The organism is Herpetosiphon sp. NSE202, assembly GCF_042688385.1.
Classification (GTDB): Bacteria; Chloroflexota; Chloroflexia; order Chloroflexales; family Herpetosiphonaceae; genus Herpetosiphon.
Map to the genome: position 1 here is coordinate 29621 of NZ_JBHUPY010000030.1, position 26982 is coordinate 56602.

The following is a 26982-nucleotide window of genomic DNA, read 5'->3' on the forward strand; positions in this document are numbered from 1 at the left end:
ATCCTTTACATCACTAACGGCGTTCCAATTTACGCTGGAGTTCTTGCTCCAATTCTTGTGCTGGTGCCGCCGGAATATCGATGGTAGGAATGCTTGGTGGGTTCTTGATTGTGCTGCGATAGCGGGCATCAACTCCTTTGGCTGCTTGGGCAGAGCCTTGAGGAGCCAAATAGGTTCCTTGCTCGGTTAATGGCTTGGTTACTTCTACCTGCAGCGGATTGGCGACCGCATAGGGATCATGGCGAATGCCAGTAACTTGCCATGAAACTTTACTGCCAGCGCTGCCGCCAGCAATCGTAAATTGGTTCTGCTTAATTTCGGCAGCAATATATAAACCTGGGCCGGGGGCATTGAGTGCAGTAAGTTGATAGCGGAAATCGCCATTCAGCGCTTCAAACCAATCAGGCAGTTTAACCACAGCCTTGCCATCGCGGTCAAGCACGGCTACGCCATCATAAATGGTCTTCATTGCATCGCTTTCGACCGAAGCATGTTGCAAATATTGGTTTGCAGGATCAAGTGGGTGATCGATGCGAAAATTTTTAACCGCAGCATTGATGGCCCCTGTCACATTGACCGAGCCATAGAACATGCCAGCATAGCCACTTTGGCTAATCCCAACAATCCCATTGCCGCTAACTGCAATTCCTTCAACCCCGTTACCAGTGCCTGATTCAATTTGCTGACCTTGAACAGCAGTATTATGGCTACTGGTGAAACCCCAAACACTGGCATAATTGCCACCACTTACCCCCAGAATGCCACTACCATTTTCGCTTTGACCCCAAACCCCAGAGTTATCTGTGCTAAATCCGCGCACCCCTGTATCAGCACCAATGCCTTGCACGCCTACCCAATTAGAACTTGCACCAGAAACTCCTAAAGCATCGTTGCTAAAGCCATAAACACCACTACCTGACGTACTTCTCCCTGAAACACCAATGCTCGATACACTTTCACCAGAAACTCCAATCCCTGAAGTCGTATTACCCACAACACCACGTCCATTCGTACTTAGACCCCAAACTCCATAGGCTGCTGGGCCATTATTGGCTACCCCTCGAACCCCATTTCCTAATATATTCGTTGACTCACCAGCAACCCCATCATAGCCAGTGCTCATGCCATGCACCCCAATCCCAGCGCCATTGTTGCGGCCATACACTGCACTTGCAGATGTTGAGCTTGAGCCAGTGGTGCCATAAACCCCATAGGTTTCATTGCTTTGGCTTGTGCCTTCGCCATAAACCCCGCTGGTCGTGCCATAACCTGCTAAGCCATTGCCGGACGTACCAAGATTACTCGCAGTAAAGATCGAATTGAATGGTTCGGCGCTACGCACAACCGCACCTGGCTTGAGGCTCAAGGCATAGGGCGTTGCTGTAATCTTCTGACGGGGATTAAGCGCAGTATAGCTGCCAGTTCCTGCCGGGCAGCGAACAGCAATACTCAGCCAGCGGTCACCACCAGTAAACGCTTCGCCAAAAGGGCCACTTACGCCAGCATCAAGCTCAACACTAAACCGACCCTTTTGCACATTCACATTCAATGCTGTCTGAGTCGAGCCAAGCTGGCTGCCGCCACTGGCAACACTATAGAGACTAAATTGAAAATCACAAACATTATTAATTGCAGTGCCACTGCTAACCAACTCGCCTTGATAGGTAAATGTGCCAGCATACAACGTGGATGGCCCCACTGGATTATTCGCTGATTGAGCGGTTGTCTGTTGGGTCGTGATTCCACCGAGCACAAAAATAACGAAACCAAGCACGCCATAGCCAATCCTTGAACGCATAGCGACCTCCTCATGGTGTAGAATCATTGATGCACGAAAACCTTCCCCTCAGATCTGACTCTATTTAGGCACAGCCAGCACCAGAAATAGTGCTATTGCCACTAACCGAGACTGTCGAATAACTTCCAGCTACACCTGAATAAACCACCGTTGACATCCCACCACCAAGGTTTATATGTTTAATAACAGGACTAGCAGCCAAGCGATTGAAGGTCACTTGCACGCTGCCGCTCCCACCAAGACTAACCCAAGCGCCATTGCCACATGAGGCGTAAATATTGGCACTGCCTGCGGCCCAAGTTGTGGTAGGCAACATAGCTAAAACCAACAAACCTAAGCCAACCAATCGAATCAAGCTGCTTTTCATCATTCCTCCTAAAACAATAACCAAAGCTTCATAGCTATATGATGCGAAAGGCTTAGATTTTTTCAGTCGATAAATAGCTTAAATATAGCGCTCCTGTCTGATTCGACTATAACAAAATACGCCTTGACGGCATAGGCACAATCCATGGCGAGCTTAACACTGTTCATGGGGGGCTTTGGCTAATTAAAAAGACTTTATAGCTTTTTCAAGCAGGTTTATAAAAATTAGGTGAAAGAGGTCGGGGATCAGGGATCGGGGATCAGGGATCGGGGATCAGGGATCGGGGGTCGGCGATCAGGCTTTTGGCGAAAGGGGTCGGGGATCAGGGATCGGGGGTCGGGGGTCGGCGATCAGGGGTCGGCGATCAGAGGTCGGGGATCAGGCTTTTGGCGAAAGGGGTCAGGGGTCGGCGATCAGGCTTTTGGCTATAGAAACATGTTTCGTGGCTATTGGCTATGTGTACTGGTTCATAGCATTAACAACCGCCTGATCCCCTCACCCTAACCCCTCTCCCGTGGCGCGGGCGAGGGGCTTTAATGCCATGGTTCTTGTGCAATGTGTCGGTAAAAACGGGGACTCCCCTCGTCCGCGTTCAGTGGGCGAGGGACTGGGGGTGAGGGCATGCCCTGCGTTGCCAATCCAATGACCAGTACAACTATTAGCTATCGCAACAATTTGGATGCAATTTCACCCAAACCCCGATAGCCCAAAGCCAATAGCCAATTTCCCTTCGCGATCTTAGCGTCCTTCGCGGTTTCGTGCTCTTCGTGGATCACAATCCATGATCCACAAAGAATGCTAACCCCTGACCCCTGATCTCCAACCCCTAGCTAATTACCAACGCTCATGCACCAGCGGGCGAATGAGGCGTTCGTAAATTGCTTGAGCCTCGGCCATGGTTGCTGCATCAAGCGGCGCAAGCGCGGCGGCATCGGCGTTGGCGCGCATTTGGGCTGGCGTTTTGGCCCCAGGAATGGCCGTCGTCACTGCATCGAACATCAAGATCCAGCGTAAAGCAAATTGGGCCATGCTGGCATCGATTGGCACTAAAGCGCGTAATTCCTCGACCGCTTGCAAACCAGTCGCATAATCCACGCCCGCAAAGGTTTCGCCTTGGTCGAAGGCTTCACCATGGCGATTATAATTGCGATGATCGTTGGCCTCGAAATTAGTAGCTGCCGTAATTTTGCCCGATAATAAACCACTCGCTAATGGCACCCGCGCCAAAATGCCAACTCGCTTGGCTTGCGCCGCAGCAAAAAATTGATCAATTGGTTTGTGGCGAAAGAGATTGAAAATAATCTGCACGCTTTGCACATTGGGAAATTCAATTGCTGCCAGTGCTTCATCAACCCGCTCGACGCTTACGCCGTAGTAGCGCACTTTGCCAGCCCGCACCAAATCATCAAGCACGCCAAATACGTCGGGCATGGCATAAACTTCGCTTGGCGGGCAGTGCAATTGCAGCAAATCCAGCGCTTCTGTATTGAGATTGTGCAAACTGCGTTCAACAAAGGCGGTTAGATTTTCGCGATTGTAGCCAGCAGCCGTATGCGGGTTCAAGCGCCGCCCAGCCTTGGTTGCCACAATCACTTGCTCCGAACGCTCGCGCAGCACTTGCGCAATGAGGCGCTCAGAGTGACCATCGCCATAGACATCGGCAGTATCAATAAAATTCACGCCTGCATCAATTGCTGCATGAATCGTCGCCAGCGAGGTGGCATCGTCGGTTTTGCCCCAGGCATCGCCGCCAATCGCCCACGCCCCAAAGCCGATCGATGAAATCTTCCAGCCAGTTCGGCCCAGTTCTCGATAATCCATAGAAACTCCTCAGATTGCTAGGTGTAGCTTGCGATTATTGCTCAATTCGTTGCAGCAGGTGGGTTTGCATTTCGCCTTGCTGGTTCAACATGACTAAGCTCAGCTGCTCGACGCTCAAGGCATAGGTCGCGGTTTGTTGCTTGCCATCAGCGCTGGTTAAGCGCAATTCGGTCGCACTCAACACGTCGTAGCGCAGCGGCTCGCTCGCTAAGCCAGTGACCATGCCATCGGCCTGAAACTCAACCACTTGGCTCACCATTTGCCAACGCCCTTGCACCGTCGGCGCATCATTGGCAAATAAATGCCACACGCCCCAAATCAATAAACCAAGCACGACCAACGTCAAAACACTATAAATTGTGCGAATTGAACGCACTCGCGGCGATAAAATTGTCATACTGACCTCGAAGTTAATCCGTAGCCATTTTAGCAGCAAGTTGCGGTTAATGATCCAGCAATTGATCCACGAAGGACACGAAGCCACACGAAGCACGGAAACCGCGAAGGACGCTAAGACCGCGAAGCACGTTTTAGCTACAGATTGCCCAGATTGTTTTGATCCCCTCACCCCCTCTCCCGCCCGCGAGGCGAGGGGGAACCGTGCGGTTAGTGCTCCCCTCGCCCGCGTTCAGTGGGAGAGGGGCTGGGGGTGAGGGCATGAACCTGCTAGCCTATAGCTTCATCCCTTCGTGCTCTTCGTGGTTAAAATAGCTTTTTGCCTTTTGATTTTCATCTCTCATCCCTCATCCTTCGTTTCTCTGCGCCGCTGCGTTAAATATATATTCTTTGATTTTTGACTTCTGACTTTTGACTTTTGACTTTTGACTTTTGATTTCTCCATGCTTCTCGCGTACAATTACTTGATATTAAATTAAGGGCACAACTGTTGGTTGCATGGTTAACAATCCAGACAGCTGATCAAACCAACCTTCCTTTGCGTCCTTCGCGTCCTTCGCGGTTTTGGCCTTCGTGCTCTTCGTGCTCTTCGTGGATCGGAATTTGATCCCGCATAAAGGAATATAAATGACCCGTCAAATACCGCGCCCGCTTGAAGCGTATCGCGATTTATTGAATGAAACCGAACTCAACCAACTGCTTGAGAGCATGAATCAGCCGTTGCCGAGTGGCTTGCGCGTCAATCCGCTCAAGGCCAATGCGGCTAGCCCCAAAGCCTGGCAACAAGCCTATGGTTGGCAACTTGAGCAAGTGCCATTCTGCCCAACTGGCTGGCAGCTTGGCAACGAAACCAGCAATTTAAGCCGCACGGTCGAGCATCAAATGGGCCATTATTACATTCAAGATGCAGCTTCGATGTTACCCGTCGAGCTATTTGAATTTAATCCCGAGGCCGAGCCAAGCGTGCTCGACATGACAGCCGCGCCTGGTGGCAAAACCACCCATCTCATCTCGCAGCTTGGCGATCGCGGGCTGGTGGTGGCCAACGATAGCAATTTGCAACGTATTTCTGGCCTCAAGGGCAATCTGCAACGCTGGGGCAGCACCTCGGCGGTCATCACCAACCAACCAGGCGAGCGCATGGGCCGTTGGCTGCCAGAGCAATTTGATTATGTCTTGTTGGATGCGCCATGTAGTGGCGAAGCCTTGCGCACCAGCGAACGCCACACCAGCCGCTTAGTTTCGAGCCACGAACGCAACACCCTGCAACAACGCCAAATTAAGTTGCTCGAAAGTGCGCTGCAAGCGGCTCGCCCCAACGGCCAAGTGGTCTACTCAACCTGTAGCCTTGCACCCGAGGAAGATGAGGCAGTGCTTGATGCGCTGCTCAAGCGCTACCCTGAGCAAATTGAAATTCGGCCAATTCCGCAGCGCGTGCCAATTCACGCCCCGGGGTTGATGGCCGCAGGCGCGCAAGCCTACGATGCTGAGGTTGGCAAAGCCTTGCGCCTCTGGCCACATCTCTACAATACGGCGGGATTTTTCGCAGCGCTGATTGTCAAGCGCGATCAGATTGCCACGCCAAGCCTCGAGCGCCCGCAACAGACGCTTGCCAAAGCTGGCTACAAAGCCGTAACCAATGAAGAGCAGCAGCAAATTATCAGCAGCTTACAGAATTATGGCTTCGATTTGCCCGCGCTCTTAGCCAGCCAAGGCCTCAGTTTATGGCGCAATGGCAAGAGCATTCAGGCGATTCCTGAGCGCTGGCTGAGCAATTTCGAGCATTTCCCGTTTGTTAGTGCAGGCATACATATTGGCAAACTATCGCGTCATGGCTTTCAGCCAGGCCACGATTTGGCCTCGCGCTATGCAGCCCAATTCAGCCAGCAGCGGCTCACCATCAGCGATCACCAGATCGACGAATGGTTGGCGCGCCGCGATCTACCGATTAAAAAGAGTTCGTATCCTGATGGCAGCATCGTGGTAGTCGAAGATCAACAGCAACGCTACCTTGGTTTAGGCCAAATCAACGCCAACACTTTAGAGAATTTGCTGCCGCATTGGCAATAAATAGAGGGGTCAGGGGGCAGGGGTCAGGATTCAGGGGCTGGGGAATGTTTGCAAGAATAGGGGTTAAGATCCCCTCACCCCAACCCCTCTCCCGTCCAACGGGCGAGGGGCTTTAACGCGCTGGTTCTCCCGCAATTCCTTGGCGAAAAAGGTCGGCTCCCCCTCGCCCGCGTTCAGTGGGAGAGGGGGTTGGGGGGTGAGGGCATGTTTGACCACCACACTTTTTAACAACCTACCCTTGAAAGCCCGTGGCGCGGGCGAGGGGATTTAACTCCGTAGCTCTTTTGCAATTCCGCTGAAACCCAGTGCTCCCCCTCGCCCGCGTCTAGTGGGAGAGGGGGCTGGGGGGTGAGGGCATGCCCTACAGCTACTTACTTTTTGCTAACAACTAACTCAGGCCGCCCCATTTCCTTCAAAAGTCGGGGATACATCTCATACATTGGGGTAACTGCTGGCAGCAGCTTGATAATTTTGGGAATCGGGCCTTTGGCCACAATTTGGCGGCGAGTTAGGGCAGCCATCAAATTGATTGTGCCATGCCAAAATTGGTGGGCAATATCGGCCTTCATCGACATCACAACATCGGGCTTCAACCCAGCAACTTCACCCCAAACCACATCGAAAAATGCACCCTCTTGGGTTGGCTGACGATCAGCCAAAATGCTCACAATCCCTGCGGGATCGTCGTAGCGATACTGAATTGAGAGGCCAGATTGCTTGATTTTGGGCGCAATTTCAGGATCGCACTTGGCTTCATCATACAACGCACCAAGATACTTGATCAATTCTTCTGAATCTTTGAATACCGACATGGGTGATGCTCCTCACGTATACAGGCGGTTCGGAGACGTGACGAGGGGAAAGTGCTTCGTCGCGCTTTTTGGCGATTATAAAGGCCATGCTGCACTTGCGTCAAGCCCAATCCAAGCCTGCCCTGCATGATTGAGGCCGAGCGTTTAACCAAAAGCCGCCGATCAAGCATGATCGACGGCTAGCTCCATTAGATCGCAATTTCGCAGCGTATTTAGCTGGATTCGATGCCATGTGCACGCTCGAAGGCAATCCGTAGGCCACCAATTTGGCTACGATGTTCTGCTTCGTGCTGGCATAAATGGTGTAGCACCCATTCTGAGGTTACAAGATAGGGTTCAAATTCACGCGCGCGCCGAAAATCGGCCAAACTCATATCTTTAAAGGTTTCTAACAACAATTCACGAATTTTTGCGAGGCGGGCGCTATGTTGGGCGATCGTTTCACCAAAGACTGGGGTCAATAAACCTTGGCTCGTCCGATGCGGGTGAGGCAACAGGCTGGCGGCTGGCTCGGGATAATCATCGCGCTCAAGCACTTCAGCATAGAGCCAATCGGCTTCAATCAAGGCAACATGATAGAGCACGCTGCCAATGGTGCTATCGCCATGGGGTGGCTGCCAATCGATCATGGCTTCACTCAATTGGGCAATTTCTTCGTTGGTTCGGCGGCGCGCATCTTCTAGCGCCCAAAGCCAGACACCGATTTCTGCAACAGGGTGAGCATGTTCGACAATTTTTTGTTCGCGCAAAGGCGTTCTCCTTAAGTAAGAATCTCCTGAAGTATGCCCAATAATCGCCAACTTTACCTCATTCTTAAGCACGATCAATCGCAGTGCATTGATTATGCATGCCCTCACCCCAACCCCTCTCCCGTGCGCGGGCGAGGGGCTTTAACATCGTGGTTCTCTCTCAATTCCTTGGTGCACCACGGGTGCTCCCCCTCGCCCGCGTTTTCGTGGGAGAGGGGGCTGGGGGGTGAGGGAATGTGCCAAACCACCACCAATTCAAACCTACCCTTGAAAGGCTGGGGGTGAGGGAACCCTCAAGCGTTGCGCATCCACAATGAACAGCGTAGGCTTGACAGAAACCACGATCATGCTAAATTATGACTTATCGGTCATAAATTATGACCATCAAGTCAATAAATATGAATCCTGAGTTCAAGGACATGCAAATGGAGCAAAAAACCCTAGCAACGCCGCTGCCAATGCGTTCGCTGCGCGAGCGCCAACGGGAAGAACGAGCCGCCTTAATTCTTGAGGTTGCCCAGCAACTTTTCAGCGAAAAAGGCTATGTCGAGGCCTCGATCGATGAAATTGCTGCCCGCACTGGCATTGCCAAAGGCACAGTGTATTTACACTTTGCCAGCAAAGAAGAGCTGGTTGTGGCGCTCTTTGAACAACAATTTAATCAATTTTTGCGCCAAATTGAACAAATATTTGCTGAAACTTTGCCAGCACGGGTGCGGCTCGAACATTTGCTGCTCGATGTCTACACCCGCATTCAAGCCCAAGGCAACCAAGTGCTGCTTGATCTCAATCCGCGGCTTGGCTTAACCACCAACGTCATCAATAAACGCCCAGATCTGGCGGCCTATAGCGCCAAAGCCATGGAATTAATCACGGCCTTGATGACCGAAGGTCAAGCCAACGCTGAATTTGATCCAGCAATTCCCACGGTGGTGCTGGTCGCGACGCTGGTCAACATGCTTGCACCCAATAGCTACGAACGCCTGCTTGCCAGCGGCCAAATTAGCCCAGCAGAGTTAGCGGGCTATCTGAGTCGCTCGTTTTTCCCTAATCTTGCAAGTGCGCAAGCCTAAATCATTGCTGCAATCGAAGGAGTTTTTATATGACAACCGCTGTTCGTTCGGTTCCGCATCGGCGCAGCCGTTTGGCGCTTGATATTGCGCTTGAGGTCAAACGCCAAGGAACACTCCAATTTTTTGAATCAACTTGGCGACGCTATGGCGATCTCGCGCATTTGCAACTTGGCACGCAAGATATGTTTTTGATTGTGCATCCAGATCATGTTAAACGCGTGATGGTTGAGCAACGCGACACCTATTCGAAAAAAGCCAGCTATGAAGGTGTGCGCAAACTATTATTGGGCGATGGCTTGGTGGCAAGCACTGGCAGCTTGTGGCGGCGGCAGCGCAAACTAATGGCTCCGTTTTTCACACCCCGCTCAATCGAAACCTATTTGCCAATTATGGTTGATGATGGGGTTTGGTTTCGCGAGCGCTGGACAGCAGCCGCCAAACAGGGCCAGCCGCTCGATATTCTGACCGAAATGTCGGTGCTAACGGCATCGATTATCCTCAAAAGTATGTTTAGCCTCGAAGCCGACGAAACGATTGCATGGGTCAAACATGCCGTCGAAACCATGATCGGCTTTGCCTCAAGCCGCCAAATGAACCCATTGCATGCGCCACTCTGGATGCCAACGCCCAAAAATCGCGCCTACTTGGAGGCTCGCAAACGAGTTCACGACTATATTCAGGGCATCATCGCCGAGCGTCAACGCCAAGCACCAGAGCAATGGCCCAACGATTTGCTCACCCGCATGATGCAAGCCCGCGATGAGGAAACCGGCGAGCCAATGTCCACAATCTTGTTGCGCGATGAAGCAATTACGGTCTTTTTCGCAGGCCACGAAACCACCGCTCGCACATTGTCGTTTCTGTGGTATGCCTTGGCCAATAATCCCGAGGTTGCCGAGCGCATGCAGGCCGAAATTGATAGTGTGCTTGGCGACAATCCACCAACGCTGGAGCTGCTCAAGCAATTGCCCTACACCTTGCAAGTTATCAAAGAAACCTTGCGGCTCTATCCCGCTGCGCCGATGTATGCCCGCGATGCAGTTGCAACCGATGAATTTGCTGGCATCAAGGTGCCAGTTGGCTCGCGTATGACCGTGATGCCCTATCTGACCCATCGGCACCCCGATTTTTGGGATGATCCGCTGCGCTTTGACCCTGATCGTTGGTTGCCAGAGCGCGAAGCTCAGCGCCATCCCTTTGCGTATCATCCATTCGCCGCAGGCCAACGGATTTGCATTGGCAATAATTTCTCGTTGTTTGAATCGCATGTGATTGTAGCCATGCTGGCCCGCCATTTTGCCTTGCGCAACGTCCCAGGCCACAGCCCCCAAATTTGGATGGATGGCACGCTCGGCTCACGCAATGGCTTGCCAATGTTCATCACCCAACGCTAGAACGCTGGGGCTTGGGGAGTATTTCTAAAATAAAGGTTACGACCCCTCACCCCAACCCCTCTCCCGTGCGCGGGCGAGGGGCTTTTTGTACGCTAGTTGTATCGATGATTTTTGGTTCTCCAATCGTGCTCCCCCTCGCCCGCGTTCAGTGGGAGAGGGGGCTGGGGGGTGAGGGAACGCTCTCCAGCAGACTAATTGCTAAAAATCCTATCCTTAGTTCATCACATGCTACGCTACTTGCGAGCTGCCAAGCAACGCAGTACGATAGACCAAGAACCAAATTTTTGCGCAAGGACATAACATGGCCAGCATTCACTTTAGCCGTTTAACGGAACCAACGACCGCAATCGCCGCAGCGTTTACGCGTTGGGAAAATGATCAGCAGATTAAGTATTTAGCCCGATTCAACCGCGATCAAGCAGATTTAGATGCCTCCAACGAAATAACGATCGCAAGTTTGGCACAACGAATTCAACACACAGCAATCTATTTAATCTATGCAGATCAGCAATTAATTGGCGAAATGAGTTATCAAATTGATCCGCCGCTGCTGTTGAAGCACGAAGCAAATAGTGCGTGGATTGGCATCACGATTGGCGAACATCACGCGCGTGGCCAAGGTATTGGCAATCAAGCCCTCGTCTATTTAGAGCAACAGATTGCAGCCCAAGGCCTCAGGCGAATTGAGCTAGGCGTGTTTGAATTTAACCAGCCAGCTTTTGCGCTGTATACCAAACGTGGCTACCACGAAATTGGGCGCATCAACGATTTTACCTACTGGCAAGAACGCATGTGGGCAGATATTCGCATGGAAAAATGGCTTTAAGCAACCATCCTCAGGCTGAGAATATGCTCGATCAACTGAACCCAACATTCCTCAAACTGCACCTCAGCTCTAGCTTCATTCCTCAAACTGCACCTCAGCTCTAGCTTCATTCCTCAAACAACGCATGAATTGGCAAAATTCGGGCTAAATTGCATGCGCTTGCACTAAAACGGACATTCAGTGTCCGCAGCATCGTGTATACTTGATTTCAAACATCATAGCAAGCAATTACATCCTCTCACGTTCTTAGTGCGTTTCAGGAGGCAGCATGGATGATGAAGCAAGTTTGAATGCAGAAGCGGAGGACACAGCCAACGACACAACGCCCATCAACCCCAAATTCTTTGATCTTTTACTTGGTCCAGCCCCAAACGAGGAGGATTTATTCGAGCGCTATCGCAAACATGTGATTAATTATGGCTTACTGCCCTACAAACAGGTTATTCAATTTAGCCTGAGCGAAGGCGGCAAGGCCGGCGAATCGCTGTACAACCACGTTTTGAATGGCATCTTGGTGCTTCAGCATTTGCGCGGCCTGTTACAACTCAGCGACGAAGAAACCAAGGTCTTGTTTACCGCTTTCACGATTCACGACATCAATAAAGTTCAAGCAAGTGAGCACTATCAGAGTTATTTAGAGCTAACCAAGCCCAATAACGTCGTACGCGAGATGAGCAACGTTAAGCTTGATGTGTTTTTCGAGGGCTACGAAGCCTATCTCAACGATATTATTAGCCTGATGCAACGCCATTCAGGCCATAATTGGACTGGCGTGCAAGCCCTCAATCTGAACAATCAGCCAAAATTCACATTGCCCATGGATCGGCTCGATAAACTTGTGCTGCTGATGCGGGCAGCAGATGGCATCGATCTATCACAGACACTCGACGAACAACGCCACAAAGATCAGTTTCTACATTCAATCAACACATTTAGCGACCAACAATATACATTTTGGCGGCATCGCGTGGCTGAACAGCGCGGCAGTTTTAGCAATATTATTCATAATGCAGTGGTTGAGGAAGTAAGCGAACGCTTCGGGCTACTGCCGCTGCTCTATTATCCCGATGGCGTGGCCTATCTGCAACCAAAAGGCCACAAACCAACCCTTGATCCGGCGGTTCGTTCAGCGATTGCCGCTCGCGTTGCCGACACAATTAATGAAATGACTAGCGCAGGCTTTCGCGAGTTTATTCGCGCAATCAACATGGGCATCACGGTTGATCGCAAATGCTTAGAACTCAATCTGCCATTCGCCAAAATTCTGGCCGCGATTGATACCATCATTCAACGGCGCTCGGTCAAAGCCGATAAAATGCAAGCACTCAACGAAGCGTCAATCAAACGCACCAGCGATCTGCTTGCCAAACGCCAAGCCAAGGCAGCCAATCCAAGCGCTCAGCAAGCAACCAAGCAGGCAATCGAGGCCATTTTAGAACGTGGCCCCGTGCCGCAAACCAATAGCCAGTTGCAGCTTGGCGAGCTAATTCGTAGCTACTACATTTTCCTGATCGAGCATTGCGAGCAAGCAATTCCCGATGCATGGCCGCATCTCTATCAATTGCTCGATCTGCCAGCAGAGCGCTGGGCAGTCTACGATGGTTTTGATGCCCGTATGGATCGGGCTTATGCAATTGCCACTGAACTGCAACTCACCAGCGAACAGCTTTATCATAAAATCGAAGCTGATGGTAGCAGACTAGTCGATACTCAAACCACGAGTGACCCTCGCTTAGCAACGATTGATGCCTATTTACAGCATGTCTTGGTGTTTGATGGTCAGGAGCGCAGCGCTGCTGATTTTGCTGGCAGCTTGCCCAATTATGTGCGCCAAAACTCCAAACAATGTGTCCAATGTAGCCTGCCAATGAAAACCGACAAATGGGGTTCGGCCAATGTCCGTTCCGACATCAAAATCCAAATGTTCTCGAATCGGCTAGCTGGCGGCCCAGGCGAGCCAGTTAAACACATTTGCGAGCTGTGCTTAATTCAATATTTGGTCGAAAAACTCAACTATCGCGAGATTAGTGGCGAGCGTACGATCTATTTACACATGTTTCCCTATTCGTTTTTGCCAGCGCCATTGCTCGAAAGCCTACGCTCAACCTTTCAGCATTTGACCCGTGAAGATACGCTGACCGGAGCTGTGCGCTTGGCCGATGTGAGCACAGCAATCTTGGCTATTGCCCAAAAGCGTGCGCCAACCCTCAATTTCACCATGCGCACCAAGGCCGATAAAGCCCAGCCTTATGGTTTGTATAGCCCGCGCTATAGCAAAACACTTGGCGGTTTAATCACCTTGCCGCTCAATCCTGCTGGCGAAACCGATACAGAGCGCTTTTTGTTTGCCTTGCAGCACGCCTTGTTATTGCAGCATCATTTTGGTTGCAAGGTTTTGCTCAGTGCTGCCGCCGTGCCCCCGCTTAGCAAAGAAGCCTTTGGCGATGTGTATGTTGATTTGACTCCGCTGCATGCCCGTGGCTTCGTGCGCCAAAACGATTACGAATATTTCGCCCAAAAATCCAAAGATCCAGGCAGTTTAAGCAAACTCTGGCGGCAACTTGAATGGCTATATCAAATTCGTGAGGTTGTGGCGCTGGCCAATGCCGATCCAGTGGTCGATTTCATTGGAGCCATGGCCGATCATCCGCTACGCATTTTTTACTTGGCCGAAAAATATGCCGAAGCCAAAGCTGGCCATCAGGCCTCAGTTTGGCTGATTCGCACGCTGTTTCAACCAGTCCGCGATTTGGCCCTTAGTATGGGAGATCAATCAATGGAAAAACTCGATTTCCATCTCAATCGGCTCGCCGAAATTGCTCGTCAAGGCAATTTACGTGGCTCCTCGTGGAAGAAAAGTTCAATGCTCACGGCCTTGGATGAAGTGTTGCGCAAAATTAATCTGCAAAGCGAGGAGTTAAATCCTGCGGTGCTACAAGCTGCCGCCATCGAAGATATGTACCAGCACATTCAACGAACCCGCACCTTGAGCGGCTTTAAGAGTGGCAAGAAGCTGCTCGCCGCCTGCGAGGCTTTTGTCCAAGTATTTTTCAGCGATATTTACTATGGCGTGTATGCAGGCAAGCCAGCGCGCTTGCTCAACCACGAAAAAGTCTTGCGCTCAGCCTATCATTTTTATCTGCAACAACATTTCCGCGCCAAACCACTCAGCGCCGAAGAAGCCCAAGCAGAAGGTCTCAACGCCGATAGTAGCGAAAGCGAATAATTTTTTATTGGATTGATAAAGGAGCACCAAGAATGAGCATTTTGAACAACTACCAAAACCACTTGATCGACCAGTACAATCCCTATCCGAATGGCCGTTTTGTCAGCATCTTTATTCTGCGCCACGTCGAATCTGAGGCCATGTTTCGCACCGAAGGCAGCGGCGAACCACTCAACCGCGAGTTTGTTTTTGCTGGCCAGAAAGCAGGTGATACCGAATTAATTCAACGGGTTGTCATCAGCAAGCGCAAACAAGTTGCCGTCGAGCGCCGCATGGGCCGCGAATTGCTGCGCGAATATCAGCTTTTGCACACTACACCCAAGGCCAATGCGATCTGCTCGCTCAACACCAACAACCCTTGCGAACGTTGTATTGATTGTATGGTTTATGGCTATGCTGCTGGCGGCGGCGGCGCGCAACGCTCACGGGTCATCACCGATGATGCCTTCAGCTTGCACCCTGCGGCAACGATTGTTGGCACGCGCCAATTCAATGCCTTGTTCGATAACAGCACCATGCGCAACCCCGAAACCGGCGATCCCTCAACGAGCATTGGCACCGATGAATATGTCAAGCCCGAGAGCGTTTTTCTCGATATTGAAACCCTCAAGGATGTCAGTGCCGATGAATTGCGCTATATCGTTGGCAATATTCTGCGCTCAAGCCGCTACGGTGCAATTTCCTCGCGCATTGGCAAAACCCGCAATCAGCTGATTGGCATGGCCTGGAGCAATTGCGAATTATTCTCCAACCTTGAGTGGGTGCAACATACCTACGATTTGCTGCGCGGCGACGAGCATGAACCATCGTTCCCGCTCCACACCAACACAATTAAAAACGCTGCCCAACAAGCTATGCAAGCGCTCCGCCAACGAGTTATTGGCCAAGTTACCTGGCTGAGCGAAGCAGAACGCGAGAGTTTGGTTGCCGAATTGGGCCAAATCTATGCCGACCCTGAACAGCTCAAAACCATGCTCTCGCGGCTGGCAGCCAGTTATCCCGCAACTCAGAAAAAAGGAAAATAACCATGGTACAGATTTATCGCTGTCGGCTGGTGTTGCAAGAGCCAACTTTCTTTAGCACCCGTGAAATTAGCAATTTGTATCAAACTGAGGCCTTTATTGGGCATATTGCTTTGGCCTATGCCTTGGGCTTAGCACCCAGCCGCTACTACAACGATGGCAAAACCATCTACTATCAACAAGATTTGGCAGCGTTAAATCAGGCAGGTGTCTATTTGACACCTGCCACGATTACCAATGCAGCCAAATTTAGCCTTGGTCAATTCAATGCGCAAGCGGAAAGCTATTGGTTTGCCATGGGCAATAACGCCATCATCACCGCGCCCGAAGGCACATGGGCCGAACGCAATGGCAGCTCATGGTACATTCACGATGGCGTGAGCACGCCCAAAAAAGTGCGGGTCGAAAATCGCCCGCAATTCGGCCGCATTCGAGCGCTGGCGATTGGCACAACTGCCGAGTTTTATGCGATCAGCCAACGTGAGTTGCAGCTGCCCAGCTATTTGCGGCTTGGCAAATGGATGAGCAAGGCCTTTCTGCAAAGCCAGCCAGTCACGATTCTCGCAGAAAGCGCTGGCGGCTCAATCCCATTTTTACTGGCCGGAGCCGATCTCAGCCCAGCTTGTCGCTTATTGGCCTTTGATGTGTTGCATGTGCCGCCAACACCATTAATTCGCAATAGCCATGTGCAAGGCCCGTGCTATGAGCTTGATGATGGCAAGCTGCTGCCCCAAGGCATGGCCTTTAATCTGGAGGCCTTCAAATGATCACGCTTCAATTAACGGGCCATGCAGAAAAATTAGCTCCAGCAGCGGCCATTCCAGCCTATCGCGGGGCTTCGCCATTGCTCTATCATCAAGTGCGCACCTACCAAGCCCTTGAGCAAGCGACCTTGGTGATGAACACCTATGCGACTGGCACAGGCAAAACCAACGCCGCGCTGTTGCGCTTGCTGCACCCAGCCCAACAAGGCCACAATACGTTAATTATTGCGCCAACCAATGCCCTAATTGAGCAGCATTGCGCCGATGCCCAAGCCTTTATCGATGCCAACAACATTCCAATGCGCACAGTGCCGATTAATGCTGCGACAATCCGTGCCATCAGCAGCGAAACCAGACGCGGCGAAATTTTGCAGCGCCTGATCGCCAATCCCTTGACGTTCAACCAAGAACTTGGGCTACCAGATGCTGCTGAAAAACTGCCATTCGTGGCAGTCACCAACCCCGATATTTTCTACTTGGCGCTCTATTTTCGCTATGGCCGCTTGGATCAGCGCAATGTCTGGGAGAAATTTATTCGCCAATTTCGCTATATTGTGATCGATGAATTTCACTATTACGATACCAAGCAATTTAGCAACTTCTTGTTTTTCTTCAAGCTCTGGCACGAATGGGGCTATTTTGCTGCTGGCTATAAAATTTGTTTGCTCTCAGCCACGCCGCGCAATGCAGTTTATCGCTATCTGAATCAACTATTTGGGGCTGATGGCTGGCAACGCGTCGGCCCCGATAACGAGCCAGCAAGCAGCGCCGATTTACCAACAACGCCAACCTTAACTCCCTTGACGTTGCACATTCACAATGCCAAGCTTGAAGAATGGCTACAAACCCAAAGCCAGCTTATTGCCGATTGGCAGGCAAATGCGCTCGATAGCGTGATTATTAGCAGCAGTCTTGGCAAAATCAACCGCATGTATGCTAGCTTACGCCAACTGGAGCCAGTTCGGATTACTGGGCCAGAACCGCCAGAACATCGACGCTTGGTGCGGCCCGTTATTTTGGCCACACCCACAGTTGATATTGGCTATAACTTTGGGCGGCCAGGCAAAACTCGCCAAAGCATCGATCGCTTAATCTGCGATGCGAAATTTGGCGACGAGCTGACCCAGCGGATTGGACGCGCAGGCCGCGTGTTAGGTCGCGAAGAAACCGCCATCGCTAGCGAGGCCCATGTTTTTGTCAGCGAAGAAGCCTTTGCAGCGCTCAAAACCTGGGATCAACAAACCCTCAATCGCGCCGAATGGGCTAGCATCATTCAGCAGCTTGAGCAACTGCCAGCCAAGCATCAACTCGAAGGCTATATCAACCAATATGCCTTACTCGAAAGCTTTTATCCATTGCTCAAGTTACAGCAACTCACGCCCAAAGACGATCCCGATCAAGAGGCTTTGTTTGATGCTATGCGGGCGATTTTTGCTCCCACCAGCAAACGCACATTCAAGAGTTTTCGCCATGTGTATCAGCTGTATGAGGAGCGCGAACAATGGCTCAAGCTCGCAGCGAGCGCCAAATGGGCCGATCGCAATGCAGTTGCCAAACATTATGCCAAATACCTTAGCTGGCTTGCTTGCACAAAATCGATCCAACAAGAAATTTCGCCCCAGCAAGTGCGTCCCATTCTTGATGCGCGCTTGATTGGACATGAAAAGCAGCAAACCGAGCTGATCGATTTTATCGAATCGCAAGTGGCAATCACCAAGGCGCTGTTTAATTTTCGTGAAGCTTGGCAAGGCCCAAAAGCAGCGATTTACGATCCCAAACAGTTACTTTCCAGCCAGACCCTCAACTATTTCGATCTCTTTCACGTTTTTTGTAATTACGAGGTGACGATCTATCGCTCAAAAGCCCATTTCGAGCAGGATGCAGGCCCAAGTGAAACGGCGGCAGTCTATCTGCAAATTATGCAGCATCGAGCTACGCAGCTTGGTTTAGCCTTCGACTATCCAAACCTTGATCAGCTTGACCAAAAAACCTTTGAAGAACGCTATTGCAACGCGATTGTTGGCCTCAAAGGCCTAGGATTAAGTGCGTTTGAATATGCGACTCGGCTTGTTGTACCCACGCCATCAGCCATTTATAACGCTGTGCAAACCAATGCAATTCCCTGTTTGATTGTTGATCAAGCAAGCGTCAGTGCCTTGATTCGGGTGTTACAAGGCGGCCCGATCTATCGCCAACGCCTCAATGTTGATTTTAATGGCATGTTCGAAGAATACAGCGTGGTAACCGGAACCGCGGCCTTTCACGTTATCCCTGAACTCAAACGCCACTTTCTGATGCGCCAAAAACGGGTCAACGATCAGCCAATTTTGTTGTAAGAGGAGCCATAATGCTTGCCCAACCAGAATTAATTGCCTGTGTGCTTGAATTAACTGCTGCGCATGGTACGCAGCTTGAGCGAACCCAAGGCCATCGGGCGCATGCGCTGTTTTTAGAATTGATCAAAGCAAGCGATCCTGCCTTATCGGAACAATTGCATGCCGCCAGCCAAACCAAGCCATGGACGGTCACGCCGCTGCCTCAGCAAGCTCGCCGCTTACACAACGGCGAAAGCTACCCGCTGCGGGTTGCGTTTCTGCAGGCAAGTTTATATTGGCCCTTTGCTCAGAGCTTTCTGCAACGGCCACAGCAACAATTACGCTTGGGCAGCAGCCATTTCAATCTGCACGCAATTCATACCACCAGCCAGTATAGCGCTTGGGCCGGCACTAGCTCATGGCAAAGCTTAGTTGATCAAGCCCAAGCCAGCGATGAAGTTACGCTGTGGTTTGCCACGCCAACCTGCTTCAAGTTGGGCCGTGATAGCGCAGGCAAACAGCGAGTTGGCTTGCTGCCCGATGGCCAAAGCGTCTTTCAATCGTTGCTGCGGCGTTGGAACGCCTTTGCCCCAACGCCATTGGCAAGCTGCGAGCAGTTAGAACAATTTGATATTCAAATTAAACGCTATCAATTACACACCGATATGCTGCATGCCCAAAACAAACAACTCGGCTTCCTCGGCAAGGTGTGCTACAAACTGGCAGGCGATCTGCACGAGCGGCGAATTTTGACCACGCTCGCCGATGCAGCCATGTATCTTGGCGTTGGCGCGAAAACAACCCAAGGCATGGGCTTGGTGCAACGCCTCAAAACCAAACAGCAGGAGGAATAATGAATGCCTTTGAGCCAGATTATGTTCCAATTGCGATGCTCAATGCCTTAGCCTATTGCCCGCGCCGCTTTGGCTACGAATATTTGCAAGCAGAAATGCTGATTAATGAATTTGTCGCCGACGGCCAAATTTTACACAGCAGCGTTGATGCTGGAGGCCGCACCTGGATTGCTGGGGAGGTGCAGGAACGCTCGGTCTATGTGTTCAGTCAACGCTGGCGCATTACGGGCATTGTCGATTTATTGGCGAATGATCAGGGCGAATTATGTCCAGTTGAATATAAACGTGGCAAACTTGGCCGTTGGCGCAATGATCATGTGCAACTTTGTGCCCAAGCTCTCTGTTTAGAAGAAATGTTTGCCTGCACGATCAACCAAGGCTTTATTTTTTCGTGGGCCAATCGGCGGCGCGAATTGGTGGAGTTTGATGCTGAACTGCGCCAGCAAACAATCGACGTGATTGCCCAAGCGCATACATTATGTCAAAACAATCAACTACCAGCACCAACGACCCAAAAAGCCAAATGTCGGGATTGCAGCCTGCAACCATTATGTTTACCTGATGAAGTTCGCCATTTGACGACCAATCCAAACCCGCTGAGCGAGGCTAACGATTAAAGGAGTGGCTCATGCAAACACTCTATCTTTCGGAGCAATATAGTATTGTCAAGCGCGAAGGCGAAGCGTTGCGGGTTGAAATTCCCGAAGATCAAGCCCTTGGGCGGCAGCGCCAAGTGGTGCGCATTCCATTAAATGTCATTGATCGGGTTGTGGTTCAAGGCGAAATAACCCTGACTGCTTCGGCGCTTGCCAGCCTGCTCGAACGACGAATTTGCACCCATTTTTTGAGCTATACAGGGCGCTCGCAGGGTGCGCTCACGCCTGATCCAACCCGCAATGCGACCTTGCGTTTGGCCCAATATGCAGCTCATACCGACATCAGCCAACGCTTTAGCGTGGCGCGGGCCTTTATTGATGGCAAATTGCGCAATCTTCGCACCCAAATCTTGCGTTTTAATCGCTCCCAACGCCAGCCACGGCTTAGCCAAGCAATTGAAAGCCTGCGAGCCGCCCATCGTGATCTGCATGGCCTAGCCATACCAGCAGCGTATGATCCACTTGACCGCATGCATGGGCTTGGGCCAATTTTCGGCTGTGAAGGCCAAGGCAGTGCAGCCTACTGGGATTGTTGGAGCGAGTTGCTGAACCAGCCATGGGAGTGGAATGGTCGCCGCCGTCGCCCGCCGCCTGATCCAGTCAATGCACTGTTATCGTATGGCTATGTTATTCTGACCAGCCAAGTTTTGAGCCAATTGGCGATTGTGGGCTTTGACCCCTACATTGGCTTGCTGCATCAATCGAGTTTTGGCAAGCCAGCCTTGGCGCTCGATCTCATGGAAGAATTTCGCCCAGTGATTGTCGATTCAGTTGTGCTGAGTGTGCTTAACAGCAAAATTCTCAACAAACAACATTTTCAGCACGAACCTGGCAGCGTTCAATTGAGCAAAGAAGGGCGTAAACTCTTCTTAACCAAGCTCGAAGAACGCTTCAGCAGCGAAATTCAACACCCAATTTTTGGCTATCGCGTCAGCTATCGACGCTGTATCGAATTGCAGGCCCGCCTGCTGGCCAAAGCGCTGATGGGCGAAATTCAACACTATATTCCATTTCTGGTGAGGTAAGCAATGGCTGATAGTACGCTCTACATCATTGCCTACGACATCCCCAACGATCAACGGCGCAGCAAAATTCACAAATTGCTGTGCGGCTATGGCTACTGGACCCAATATTCATTGTTTGAATGTTGGCTAACCAAACGTCATTTGGTAGAATTGAGGGCAAAACTTAATCGAATCGTCGAGCCTGCGCTCGATACCGTTCGGCTTTATCGAGTTTGCGGGGCGTGTGTTGAACAAGCGATTACGTTTGGCAGCCCACAGCCACGTGAAGCGATTACGATTATTCTTTAGCTAAAAATCGATCGAGCGGCGTAGCCCATGCAAGCATCAGCCTGCGCTGCTCGATCAAACACCAAATGATTCTATTGGTCTTCAGAAAGGCCCAAACGATGTTCATGTGTCAAACATTTATTCGAATAACGAACCTGCAACGAGATGATCGAGCGGCAAACGTGCCTGCTGCTCGATCAAGCGCCATTTTGGTGTGGTATAATGCGGCCAGAATCGAGGGGCGGTTCAATAAATACCGAATCCCTGCAAGGGATTAAAACCTAAGTTGGTATGCTGCCCGCCGACATAGATTGTGTTCAATAAATACCGAATCCCTGCAAGGGATTAAAACCTGTGGTTGTTGGGTGTAACGCTGCTCGATAGCAGGTTCAATAAATACCGAATCCCTGCAAGGGATTAAAACAATTTCAATATGGCACATGTAGCGGATGTCCGTGCCGTTCAATAAATACCGAATCCCTGCAAGGGATTAAAACGCAACGTGACGGTGCAATCCGTCCAGCCGCTCTGTTCAATAAATACCGAATCCCTGCAAGGGATTAAAACCATGAAATTCATAGGCAAAGGCTGACAATAGCGGTGTTCAATAAATACCGAATCCCTGCAAGGGATTAAAACAAATATTGCACGCGGTATCAACTGACCCGCATTTCGTTCAATAAATACCGAATCCCTGCAAGGGATTAAAACAACAACGGCCTCGCCTTGGACTTGGGCCTTGTGCGTTCAATAAATACCGAATCCCTGCAAGGGATTAAAACTATTTACCTGATGTCGTGGCGGCCGAGAACCTACCAAGTTCAATAAATACCGAATCCCTGCAAGGGATTAAAACTTGGGGCTAAGTGGTTTGGCGGCTATGCGCGTGGCGGTTCAATAAATACCGAATCCCTGCAAGGGATTAAAACGACACCATTCATTCCATGCTACATTTGGTTGTTTCATGTTCAATAAATACCGAATCCCTGCAAGGGATTAAAACCTGCCTTTAATGATATGGGGACGACCGTCAATGACGGTTCAATAAATACCGAATCCCTGCAAGGGATTAAAACCATGCCGTGATTACACCGACGGCGGCAAGCGCGGTTCAATAAATACCGAATCCCTGCAAGGGATTAAAACTTAATTATTCTATTGACGATGAAGAGGGGACGTGTTCAATAAATACCGAATCCCTGCAAGGGATTAAAACCGGGTGCGCGATCTGAACTATGTCAAGCATCTTGAATCCATTGGTTCAATAAATACCGAATCCCTGCAAGGGATTAAAACATTTGGACGTTGCTAATGATGCTTGGGTATCAACGTTGTTCAATAAATACCGAATCCCTGCAAGGGATTAAAACAAGCGCGTCCCCATGACCTTCAAGCGCCGATCGAGTTCAATAAATACCGAATCCCTGCAAGGGATTAAAACTTCGGCACAATGTTGATGGTCGTCAGGACTGCGTTCAATAAATACCGAATCCCTGCAAGGGATTAAAACTTTGTCCATACAAAACTCCATACACGTCAAAGAAACGTTCAATAAATACCGAATCCCTGCAAGGGATTAAAACTTTCTACACGGCCAATGGCGGCGTAGATACATGGCGTTCAATAAATACCGAATCCCTGCAAGGGATTAAAACAGCGCTTCAAGGCAACAGGGCGATGGCAGCGCATCGAGGTTCAATAAATACCGAATCCCTGCAAGGGATTAAAACTCGCACCGTTGGAAGCCATCGCCACCACCATGGCGTTCAATAAATACCGAATCCCTGCAAGGGATTAAAACTTTTTGCCTTACGCCGTGACGAAGGATGGATCGGTTCAATAAATACCGAATCCCTGCAAGGGATTAAAACTCCGCTCGCAGTGGGGCAAGCTGCGCAATGGCGAAGTTCAATAAATACCGAATCCCTGCAAGGGATTAAAACGTGTCAACCCCTATGCCATTTTGATGGTTCAAAAGGTTCAATAAATACCGAATCCCTGCAAGGGATTAAAACAATGGCTTGTAGGCTTGCCATGCCTCAATCAGTTCAATAAATACCGAATCCCTGCAAGGGATTAAAACTTGCCAAATAAAAGCATGTTCATGTCCTGACCATGTTCAATAAATACCGAATCCCTGCAAGGGATTAAAACTGGCACTGCCAACGATAACTGATGTCCGTCAATATCGTTCAATAAATACCGAATCCCTGCAAGGGATTAAAACAGCCGTGAATACCTCACCAATGCCCGCGCCAAGTTCAATAAATACCGAATCCCTGCAAGGGATTAAAACGCTGTGGACGATCAGCGCTGCGGGCTATTGCCTTCAGTTCAATAAATACCGAATCCCTGCAAGGGATTAAAACCGCCGTCGAATCGCCCAAATCGAAGCCGAATTGAAATGTTCAATAAATACCGAATCCCTGCAAGGGATTAAAACAATACACATGTTCTACTATCGCCATTTTATCCCACTGGGTTCAATAAATACCGAATCCCTGCAAGGGATTAAAACCAGCGCAAAACATCACTATTCATTGCCCGATTCCCGTTCAATAAATACCGAATCCCTGCAAGGGATTAAAACATGCCCAGTGACCATGCCAGCAAACGGACGGCCTCAGTTCAATAAATACCGAATCCCTGCAAGGGATTAAAACCGATTGTGAATGAGAATTAGCTGATTATTGTACGGTTCAATAAATACCGAATCCCTGCAAGGGATTAAAACTCGCGTTGATTGATGTAGTTGGCTTCGCGGGCTGCTGTTCAATAAATACCGAATCCCTGCAAGGGATTAAAACTTTTCGTCAACATATCTTCTTTGTAATCATGCGGTTCAATAAATACCGAATCCCTGCAAGGGATTAAAACGACTACACAAATATTTACAGCTTCAGAAATTGGGTTCAATAAATACCGAATCCCTGCAAGGGATTAAAACTGCAGTTTACTTGGGGATCATGCCAAATGAAGTTCAATAAATACCGAATCCCTGCAAGGGATTAAAACGTAAATAATAAAGAATAGCGCAGCTCATCAAAAAGACGTTCAATAAATACCGAATCCCTGCAAGGGATTAAAACTTGTAATGCGTCGTGCTAACACTTGTGACAATGTGAGTTCAATAAATACCGAATCCCTGCAAGGGATTAAAACCACAAATCTTCCAATCAACCTATATCACGGGCGGTTCAATAAATACCGAATCCCTGCAAGGGATTAAAACATCAAGCGAATCAAGATCAAGGAATAGGCGAGGAGTTCAATAAATACCGAATCCCTGCAAGGGATTAAAACTTGCTAATTTGCGTTCATTCTTGGCAATTCGTAAGTTCAATAAATACCGAATCCCTGCAAGGGATTAAAACCATAAAATACAAATGTTCTACTATCGCCATTTTATGTTCAATAAATACCGAATCCCTGCAAGGGATTAAAACTTGACGCTATCAACATCGAATTGATGCCCGCGTGGGTTCAATAAATACCGAATCCCTGCAAGGGATTAAAACACATTTGCATTTGCGATATTCGTGAAGCTGGTCGTGATGTTCAATAAATACCGAATCCCTGCAAGGGATTAAAACTTCAGTAGGGATTCCGCCGCGCCTGGTGCTGATGTTCAATAAATACCGAATCCCTGCAAGGGATTAAAACGCAACACTATACAGCGCCTATGGCATGATGTCTGTTCAATAAATACCGAATCCCTGCAAGGGATTAAAACTTGAGTTCAACCTGCACCACGGGAACACCATTGATGTTCAATAAATACCGAATCCCTGCAAGGGATTAAAACGGATTCTGAAAGTCAAGGGCTTTTTAAGCGAAGTTCAATAAATACCGAATCCCTGCAAGGGATTAAAACTCACCGTGTACGAAGCCGCAGCGCTGCTGGCTGGCGGTTCAATAAATACCGAATCCCTGCAAGGGATTAAAACAAAGCCTGGGCGATTTGTCATGCGGCCACCTCGTGTTCAATAAATACCGAATCCCTGCAAGGGATTAAAACATACCGTCAAAGGCGGTCACTTTTGCGACCCAGTTCAATAAATACCGAATCCCTGCAAGGGATTAAAACTAGCGCTCTAGTGGACGATCTGTCAACGCATGAAAGTTCAATAAATACCGAATCCCTGCAAGGGATTAAAACATTGAAACCGGATGGATAGGTGTCAATATCCACATTCGTTCAATAAATACCGAATCCCTGCAAGGGATTAAAACATGCCTTCGTAGAACGCATGCTTAATGCTGCTGACGTTCAATAAATACCGAATCCCTGCAAGGGATTAAAACTAAGCTCATGTCAAGCGACTTGTATAAACCGTATGTTCAATAAATACCGAATCCCTGCAAGGGATTAAAACCATCCGCATTTGCACTGGCGGGGCATACCCACTCAGGGTTCAATAAATACCGAATCCCTGCAAGGGATTAAAACTTTTTTGAACGTTTCATGTCACCACCTCTGTTTTGTGTTCAATAAATACCGAATCCCTGCAAGGGATTAAAACGATATGCGCGCCAAATCCAGCGTGACGGGTATCAGCGTTCAATAAATACCGAATCCCTGCAAGGGATTAAAACCGCCATCCAATGCGCCGCATCCTCGCGCGCCATCCGTTCAATAAATACCGAATCCCTGCAAGGGATTAAAACTAGATCCGGTGCTCGGGGAAGTGGCTGATAATCCACGTTCAATAAATACCGAATCCCTGCAAGGGATTAAAACCAGGATCTTGGATCGAATCGGGCGGTCGAGCTGGCGGTTCAATAAATACCGAATCCCTGCAAGGGATTAAAACCCTGCTGAACTAGCCTTGGCGATGTGGCGCAAGTTCAATAAATACCGAATCCCTGCAAGGGATTAAAACTCCTCTTATGGCAATCCTGCTTGTGATGGCAGGATGGTTCAATAAATACCGAATCCCTGCAAGGGATTAAAACCTGGCCGTCAGTCAGCCCAGGAATATCCGATTGAGTTCAATAAATACCGAATCCCTGCAAGGGATTAAAACGCGGCTGATTTTTTCAGAACCAATAACGGGGCCTTTGTTCAATAAATACCGAATCCCTGCAAGGGATTAAAACATAATCGCATAATGCTCACACAACACGACAATCGCGGTTCAATAAATACCGAATCCCTGCAAGGGATTAAAACAGGACAATCGGCGGCTGTGGCTCTGGTGTTGGCAGTTCAATAAATACCGAATCCCTGCAAGGGATTAAAACATGGCAAGTTGCGGCAGTACGTCCTCTTGTTTGGTTCAATAAATACCGAATCCCTGCAAGGGATTAAAACTAACAATCGCACGGCATACCGCTTGGGCTAGCTCCAGTTCAATAAATACCGAATCCCTGCAAGGGATTAAAACCCTTATAAATCGAATTGGGCGACTTCCTGCGGCGTTCAATAAATACCGAATCCCTGCAAGGGATTAAAACATCAGGCGCATATCCCTCTGTGCTAACATAGGTGAGACAGATCTGGTGTATCCATCTTAAGTCGAGGGCCGGAAGGAGCTTCCATGGCCA

At 49.7% G+C, this 26982-nt stretch carries 18 protein-coding genes and 1 CRISPR repeat array; of the genes, 12 read left to right on the forward strand and 6 right to left on the reverse strand.

From position 1 onward, the window contains the following. Positions 1–13: 13 nt before the first annotated feature. The 4 genes from ACFMKP_RS24560 to ACFMKP_RS24575 form a co-directional block, all read right to left on the reverse strand. On the reverse strand, positions 14–1798 hold the full coding sequence (locus tag ACFMKP_RS24560; RefSeq protein WP_382296436.1) for a hypothetical protein: 1785 nt from the start codon (positions 1796–1798) through the stop codon (positions 14–16). Between the two features lie 64 nt (positions 1799–1862). Further along, positions 1863–2165, reverse strand: coding sequence for a hypothetical protein (locus ACFMKP_RS24565; RefSeq protein WP_382296439.1), 303 nt, complete (start codon positions 2163–2165; stop codon positions 1863–1865). An 834-nt stretch (positions 2166–2999) separates the two neighbouring features. Beyond that, positions 3000–3986 (reverse strand): aldo/keto reductase, encoded by a 987-nt coding sequence (locus ACFMKP_RS24570; protein WP_382296441.1) that lies wholly within the window; start codon positions 3984–3986, stop codon positions 3000–3002. A gap of 34 nt (positions 3987–4020) precedes the next feature. After that, on the reverse strand, positions 4021–4383 hold the full coding sequence (locus tag ACFMKP_RS24575; protein ID WP_382296444.1) for a hypothetical protein: 363 nt from the start codon (positions 4381–4383) through the stop codon (positions 4021–4023). Between the two features lie 626 nt (positions 4384–5009). Between ACFMKP_RS24575 and ACFMKP_RS24580 the strand changes: the two genes are divergently transcribed. Then, entirely contained in the window at positions 5010–6452 is a 1443-nt protein-coding gene (locus ACFMKP_RS24580) for an NOL1/NOP2/sun family putative RNA methylase (RefSeq protein WP_382296447.1), read from the forward strand. 371 nt (positions 6453–6823) lie between these two features. Here ACFMKP_RS24580 and ACFMKP_RS24585 read toward each other — a convergent pair whose 3' ends face one another. Next, complete coding sequence (locus tag ACFMKP_RS24585) at positions 6824–7264, reverse strand: hypothetical protein (protein ID WP_054533264.1); 441 nt, start codon at positions 7262–7264, stop codon at positions 6824–6826. Between the two features lie 212 nt (positions 7265–7476). Then, positions 7477–8013 (reverse strand): DinB family protein, encoded by a 537-nt coding sequence (locus tag ACFMKP_RS24590; RefSeq protein WP_382296449.1) that lies wholly within the window; start codon positions 8011–8013, stop codon positions 7477–7479. Between the two features lie 425 nt (positions 8014–8438). Between ACFMKP_RS24590 and ACFMKP_RS24595 the strand changes: the two genes are divergently transcribed. From ACFMKP_RS24595 to cas2, 11 genes are all read left to right on the forward strand, one after another. Continuing rightward, positions 8439–9086 carry a TetR/AcrR family transcriptional regulator gene (locus ACFMKP_RS24595; protein WP_382296452.1) on the forward strand — a complete coding sequence of 216 codons (648 nt, stop codon included), beginning with the start codon at positions 8439–8441 and terminating at the stop codon, positions 9084–9086. Between the two features lie 29 nt (positions 9087–9115). Continuing rightward, on the forward strand, positions 9116–10480 hold the full coding sequence (locus tag ACFMKP_RS24600; protein ID WP_382296455.1) for a cytochrome P450: 1365 nt from the start codon (positions 9116–9118) through the stop codon (positions 10478–10480). A gap of 301 nt (positions 10481–10781) precedes the next feature. Then, positions 10782–11306 (forward strand): GNAT family N-acetyltransferase, encoded by a 525-nt coding sequence (locus tag ACFMKP_RS24605; RefSeq protein ID WP_382296458.1) that lies wholly within the window; start codon positions 10782–10784, stop codon positions 11304–11306. A gap of 268 nt (positions 11307–11574) precedes the next feature. Next, positions 11575–14532: a type I-D CRISPR-associated protein Cas10d/Csc3 gene (gene cas10d / locus ACFMKP_RS24610; protein WP_382296461.1), complete on the forward strand. Its 2958-nt coding sequence runs from the start codon at positions 11575–11577 to the stop codon at positions 14530–14532. Positions 14533–14564: 32 nt separating this feature from the next. Continuing rightward, positions 14565–15557: a type I-D CRISPR-associated protein Cas7/Csc2 gene (cas7d, locus tag ACFMKP_RS24615; protein ID WP_382296464.1), complete on the forward strand. Its 993-nt coding sequence runs from the start codon at positions 14565–14567 to the stop codon at positions 15555–15557. A gap of 2 nt (positions 15558–15559) precedes the next feature. Next, positions 15560–16321: a type I-D CRISPR-associated protein Cas5/Csc1 gene (cas5d, locus tag ACFMKP_RS24620; RefSeq protein ID WP_382296467.1), complete on the forward strand. Its 762-nt coding sequence runs from the start codon at positions 15560–15562 to the stop codon at positions 16319–16321. Beyond that, the gene (gene cas3 / locus ACFMKP_RS24625; RefSeq protein ID WP_382296470.1) at positions 16318–18654 is read left to right on the forward strand and encodes a type I-D CRISPR-associated helicase Cas3'; all 2337 of its coding nucleotides are present in this window, start codon (positions 16318–16320) and stop codon (positions 18652–18654) included. The genes cas5d and cas3 overlap by 4 nt, the downstream gene beginning before the upstream one ends. A gap of 11 nt (positions 18655–18665) precedes the next feature. Further along, the gene (cas6, locus tag ACFMKP_RS24630) at positions 18666–19487 is read left to right on the forward strand and encodes a CRISPR-associated endoribonuclease Cas6 (RefSeq protein WP_204758110.1); all 822 of its coding nucleotides are present in this window, start codon (positions 18666–18668) and stop codon (positions 19485–19487) included. After that, positions 19487–20104 carry a CRISPR-associated protein Cas4 gene (gene cas4, locus ACFMKP_RS24635; protein WP_382296474.1) on the forward strand — a complete coding sequence of 206 codons (618 nt, stop codon included), beginning with the start codon at positions 19487–19489 and terminating at the stop codon, positions 20102–20104. Before cas6 ends, cas4 begins: the two co-directional genes overlap by 1 nt. A gap of 11 nt (positions 20105–20115) precedes the next feature. Continuing rightward, positions 20116–21168 carry a type I-D CRISPR-associated endonuclease Cas1d gene (gene cas1d / locus ACFMKP_RS24640; protein ID WP_382296477.1) on the forward strand — a complete coding sequence of 351 codons (1053 nt, stop codon included), beginning with the start codon at positions 20116–20118 and terminating at the stop codon, positions 21166–21168. 3 nt (positions 21169–21171) lie between these two features. Next, on the forward strand, positions 21172–21456 hold the full coding sequence (gene cas2 / locus ACFMKP_RS24645) for a CRISPR-associated endonuclease Cas2 (protein ID WP_110515520.1): 285 nt from the start codon (positions 21172–21174) through the stop codon (positions 21454–21456). 223 nt (positions 21457–21679) lie between these two features. Continuing rightward, positions 21680–26892: a CRISPR direct-repeat array (repeat unit 37 nt; unit sequence GTTCAATAAATACCGAATCCCTGCAAGGGATTAAAAC). The last annotated feature ends 90 nt before the right edge of the window (positions 26893–26982 follow it).

Bases quoted from the DNA above. Each gene is read 5' to 3' on its own strand.
- ACFMKP_RS24605 (WP_382296458.1), top strand. From the start codon at position 10,782: ATGGCCAGCATTCACTTTAGCCGTTTAACGGAACCAACGACCGCAATC.
- cas4 (WP_382296474.1), top strand. From the start codon at position 19,487: ATGAATGCCTTTGAGCCAGATTATGTTCCAATTGCGATGCTCAATGCC.
- ACFMKP_RS24585 (WP_054533264.1), bottom strand. From the start codon at position 7,264: ATGTCGGTATTCAAAGATTCAGAAGAATTGATCAAGTATCTTGGTGCG.
- cas3 (WP_382296470.1), top strand. From the start codon at position 16,318: ATGATCACGCTTCAATTAACGGGCCATGCAGAAAAATTAGCTCCAGCA.
- ACFMKP_RS24565 (WP_382296439.1), bottom strand. From the start codon at position 2,165: ATGAAAAGCAGCTTGATTCGATTGGTTGGCTTAGGTTTGTTGGTTTTA.
- cas2 (WP_110515520.1), top strand. From the start codon at position 21,172: ATGGCTGATAGTACGCTCTACATCATTGCCTACGACATCCCCAACGAT.
- ACFMKP_RS24595 (WP_382296452.1), top strand. From the start codon at position 8,439: ATGGAGCAAAAAACCCTAGCAACGCCGCTGCCAATGCGTTCGCTGCGC.
- cas7d (WP_382296464.1), top strand. From the start codon at position 14,565: ATGAGCATTTTGAACAACTACCAAAACCACTTGATCGACCAGTACAAT.
- ACFMKP_RS24600 (WP_382296455.1), top strand. From the start codon at position 9,116: ATGACAACCGCTGTTCGTTCGGTTCCGCATCGGCGCAGCCGTTTGGCG.
- ACFMKP_RS24560 (WP_382296436.1), bottom strand. From the start codon at position 1,798: ATGCGTTCAAGGATTGGCTATGGCGTGCTTGGTTTCGTTATTTTTGTG.
- cas10d (WP_382296461.1), top strand. From the start codon at position 11,575: ATGGATGATGAAGCAAGTTTGAATGCAGAAGCGGAGGACACAGCCAAC.
- ACFMKP_RS24570 (WP_382296441.1), bottom strand. From the start codon at position 3,986: ATGGATTATCGAGAACTGGGCCGAACTGGCTGGAAGATTTCATCGATC.
- ACFMKP_RS24575 (WP_382296444.1), bottom strand. From the start codon at position 4,383: ATGACAATTTTATCGCCGCGAGTGCGTTCAATTCGCACAATTTATAGT.
- cas5d (WP_382296467.1), top strand. From the start codon at position 15,560: ATGGTACAGATTTATCGCTGTCGGCTGGTGTTGCAAGAGCCAACTTTC.
- cas1d (WP_382296477.1), top strand. From the start codon at position 20,116: ATGCAAACACTCTATCTTTCGGAGCAATATAGTATTGTCAAGCGCGAA.
- ACFMKP_RS24580 (WP_382296447.1), top strand. From the start codon at position 5,010: ATGACCCGTCAAATACCGCGCCCGCTTGAAGCGTATCGCGATTTATTG.
- cas6 (WP_204758110.1), top strand. From the start codon at position 18,666: ATGCTTGCCCAACCAGAATTAATTGCCTGTGTGCTTGAATTAACTGCT.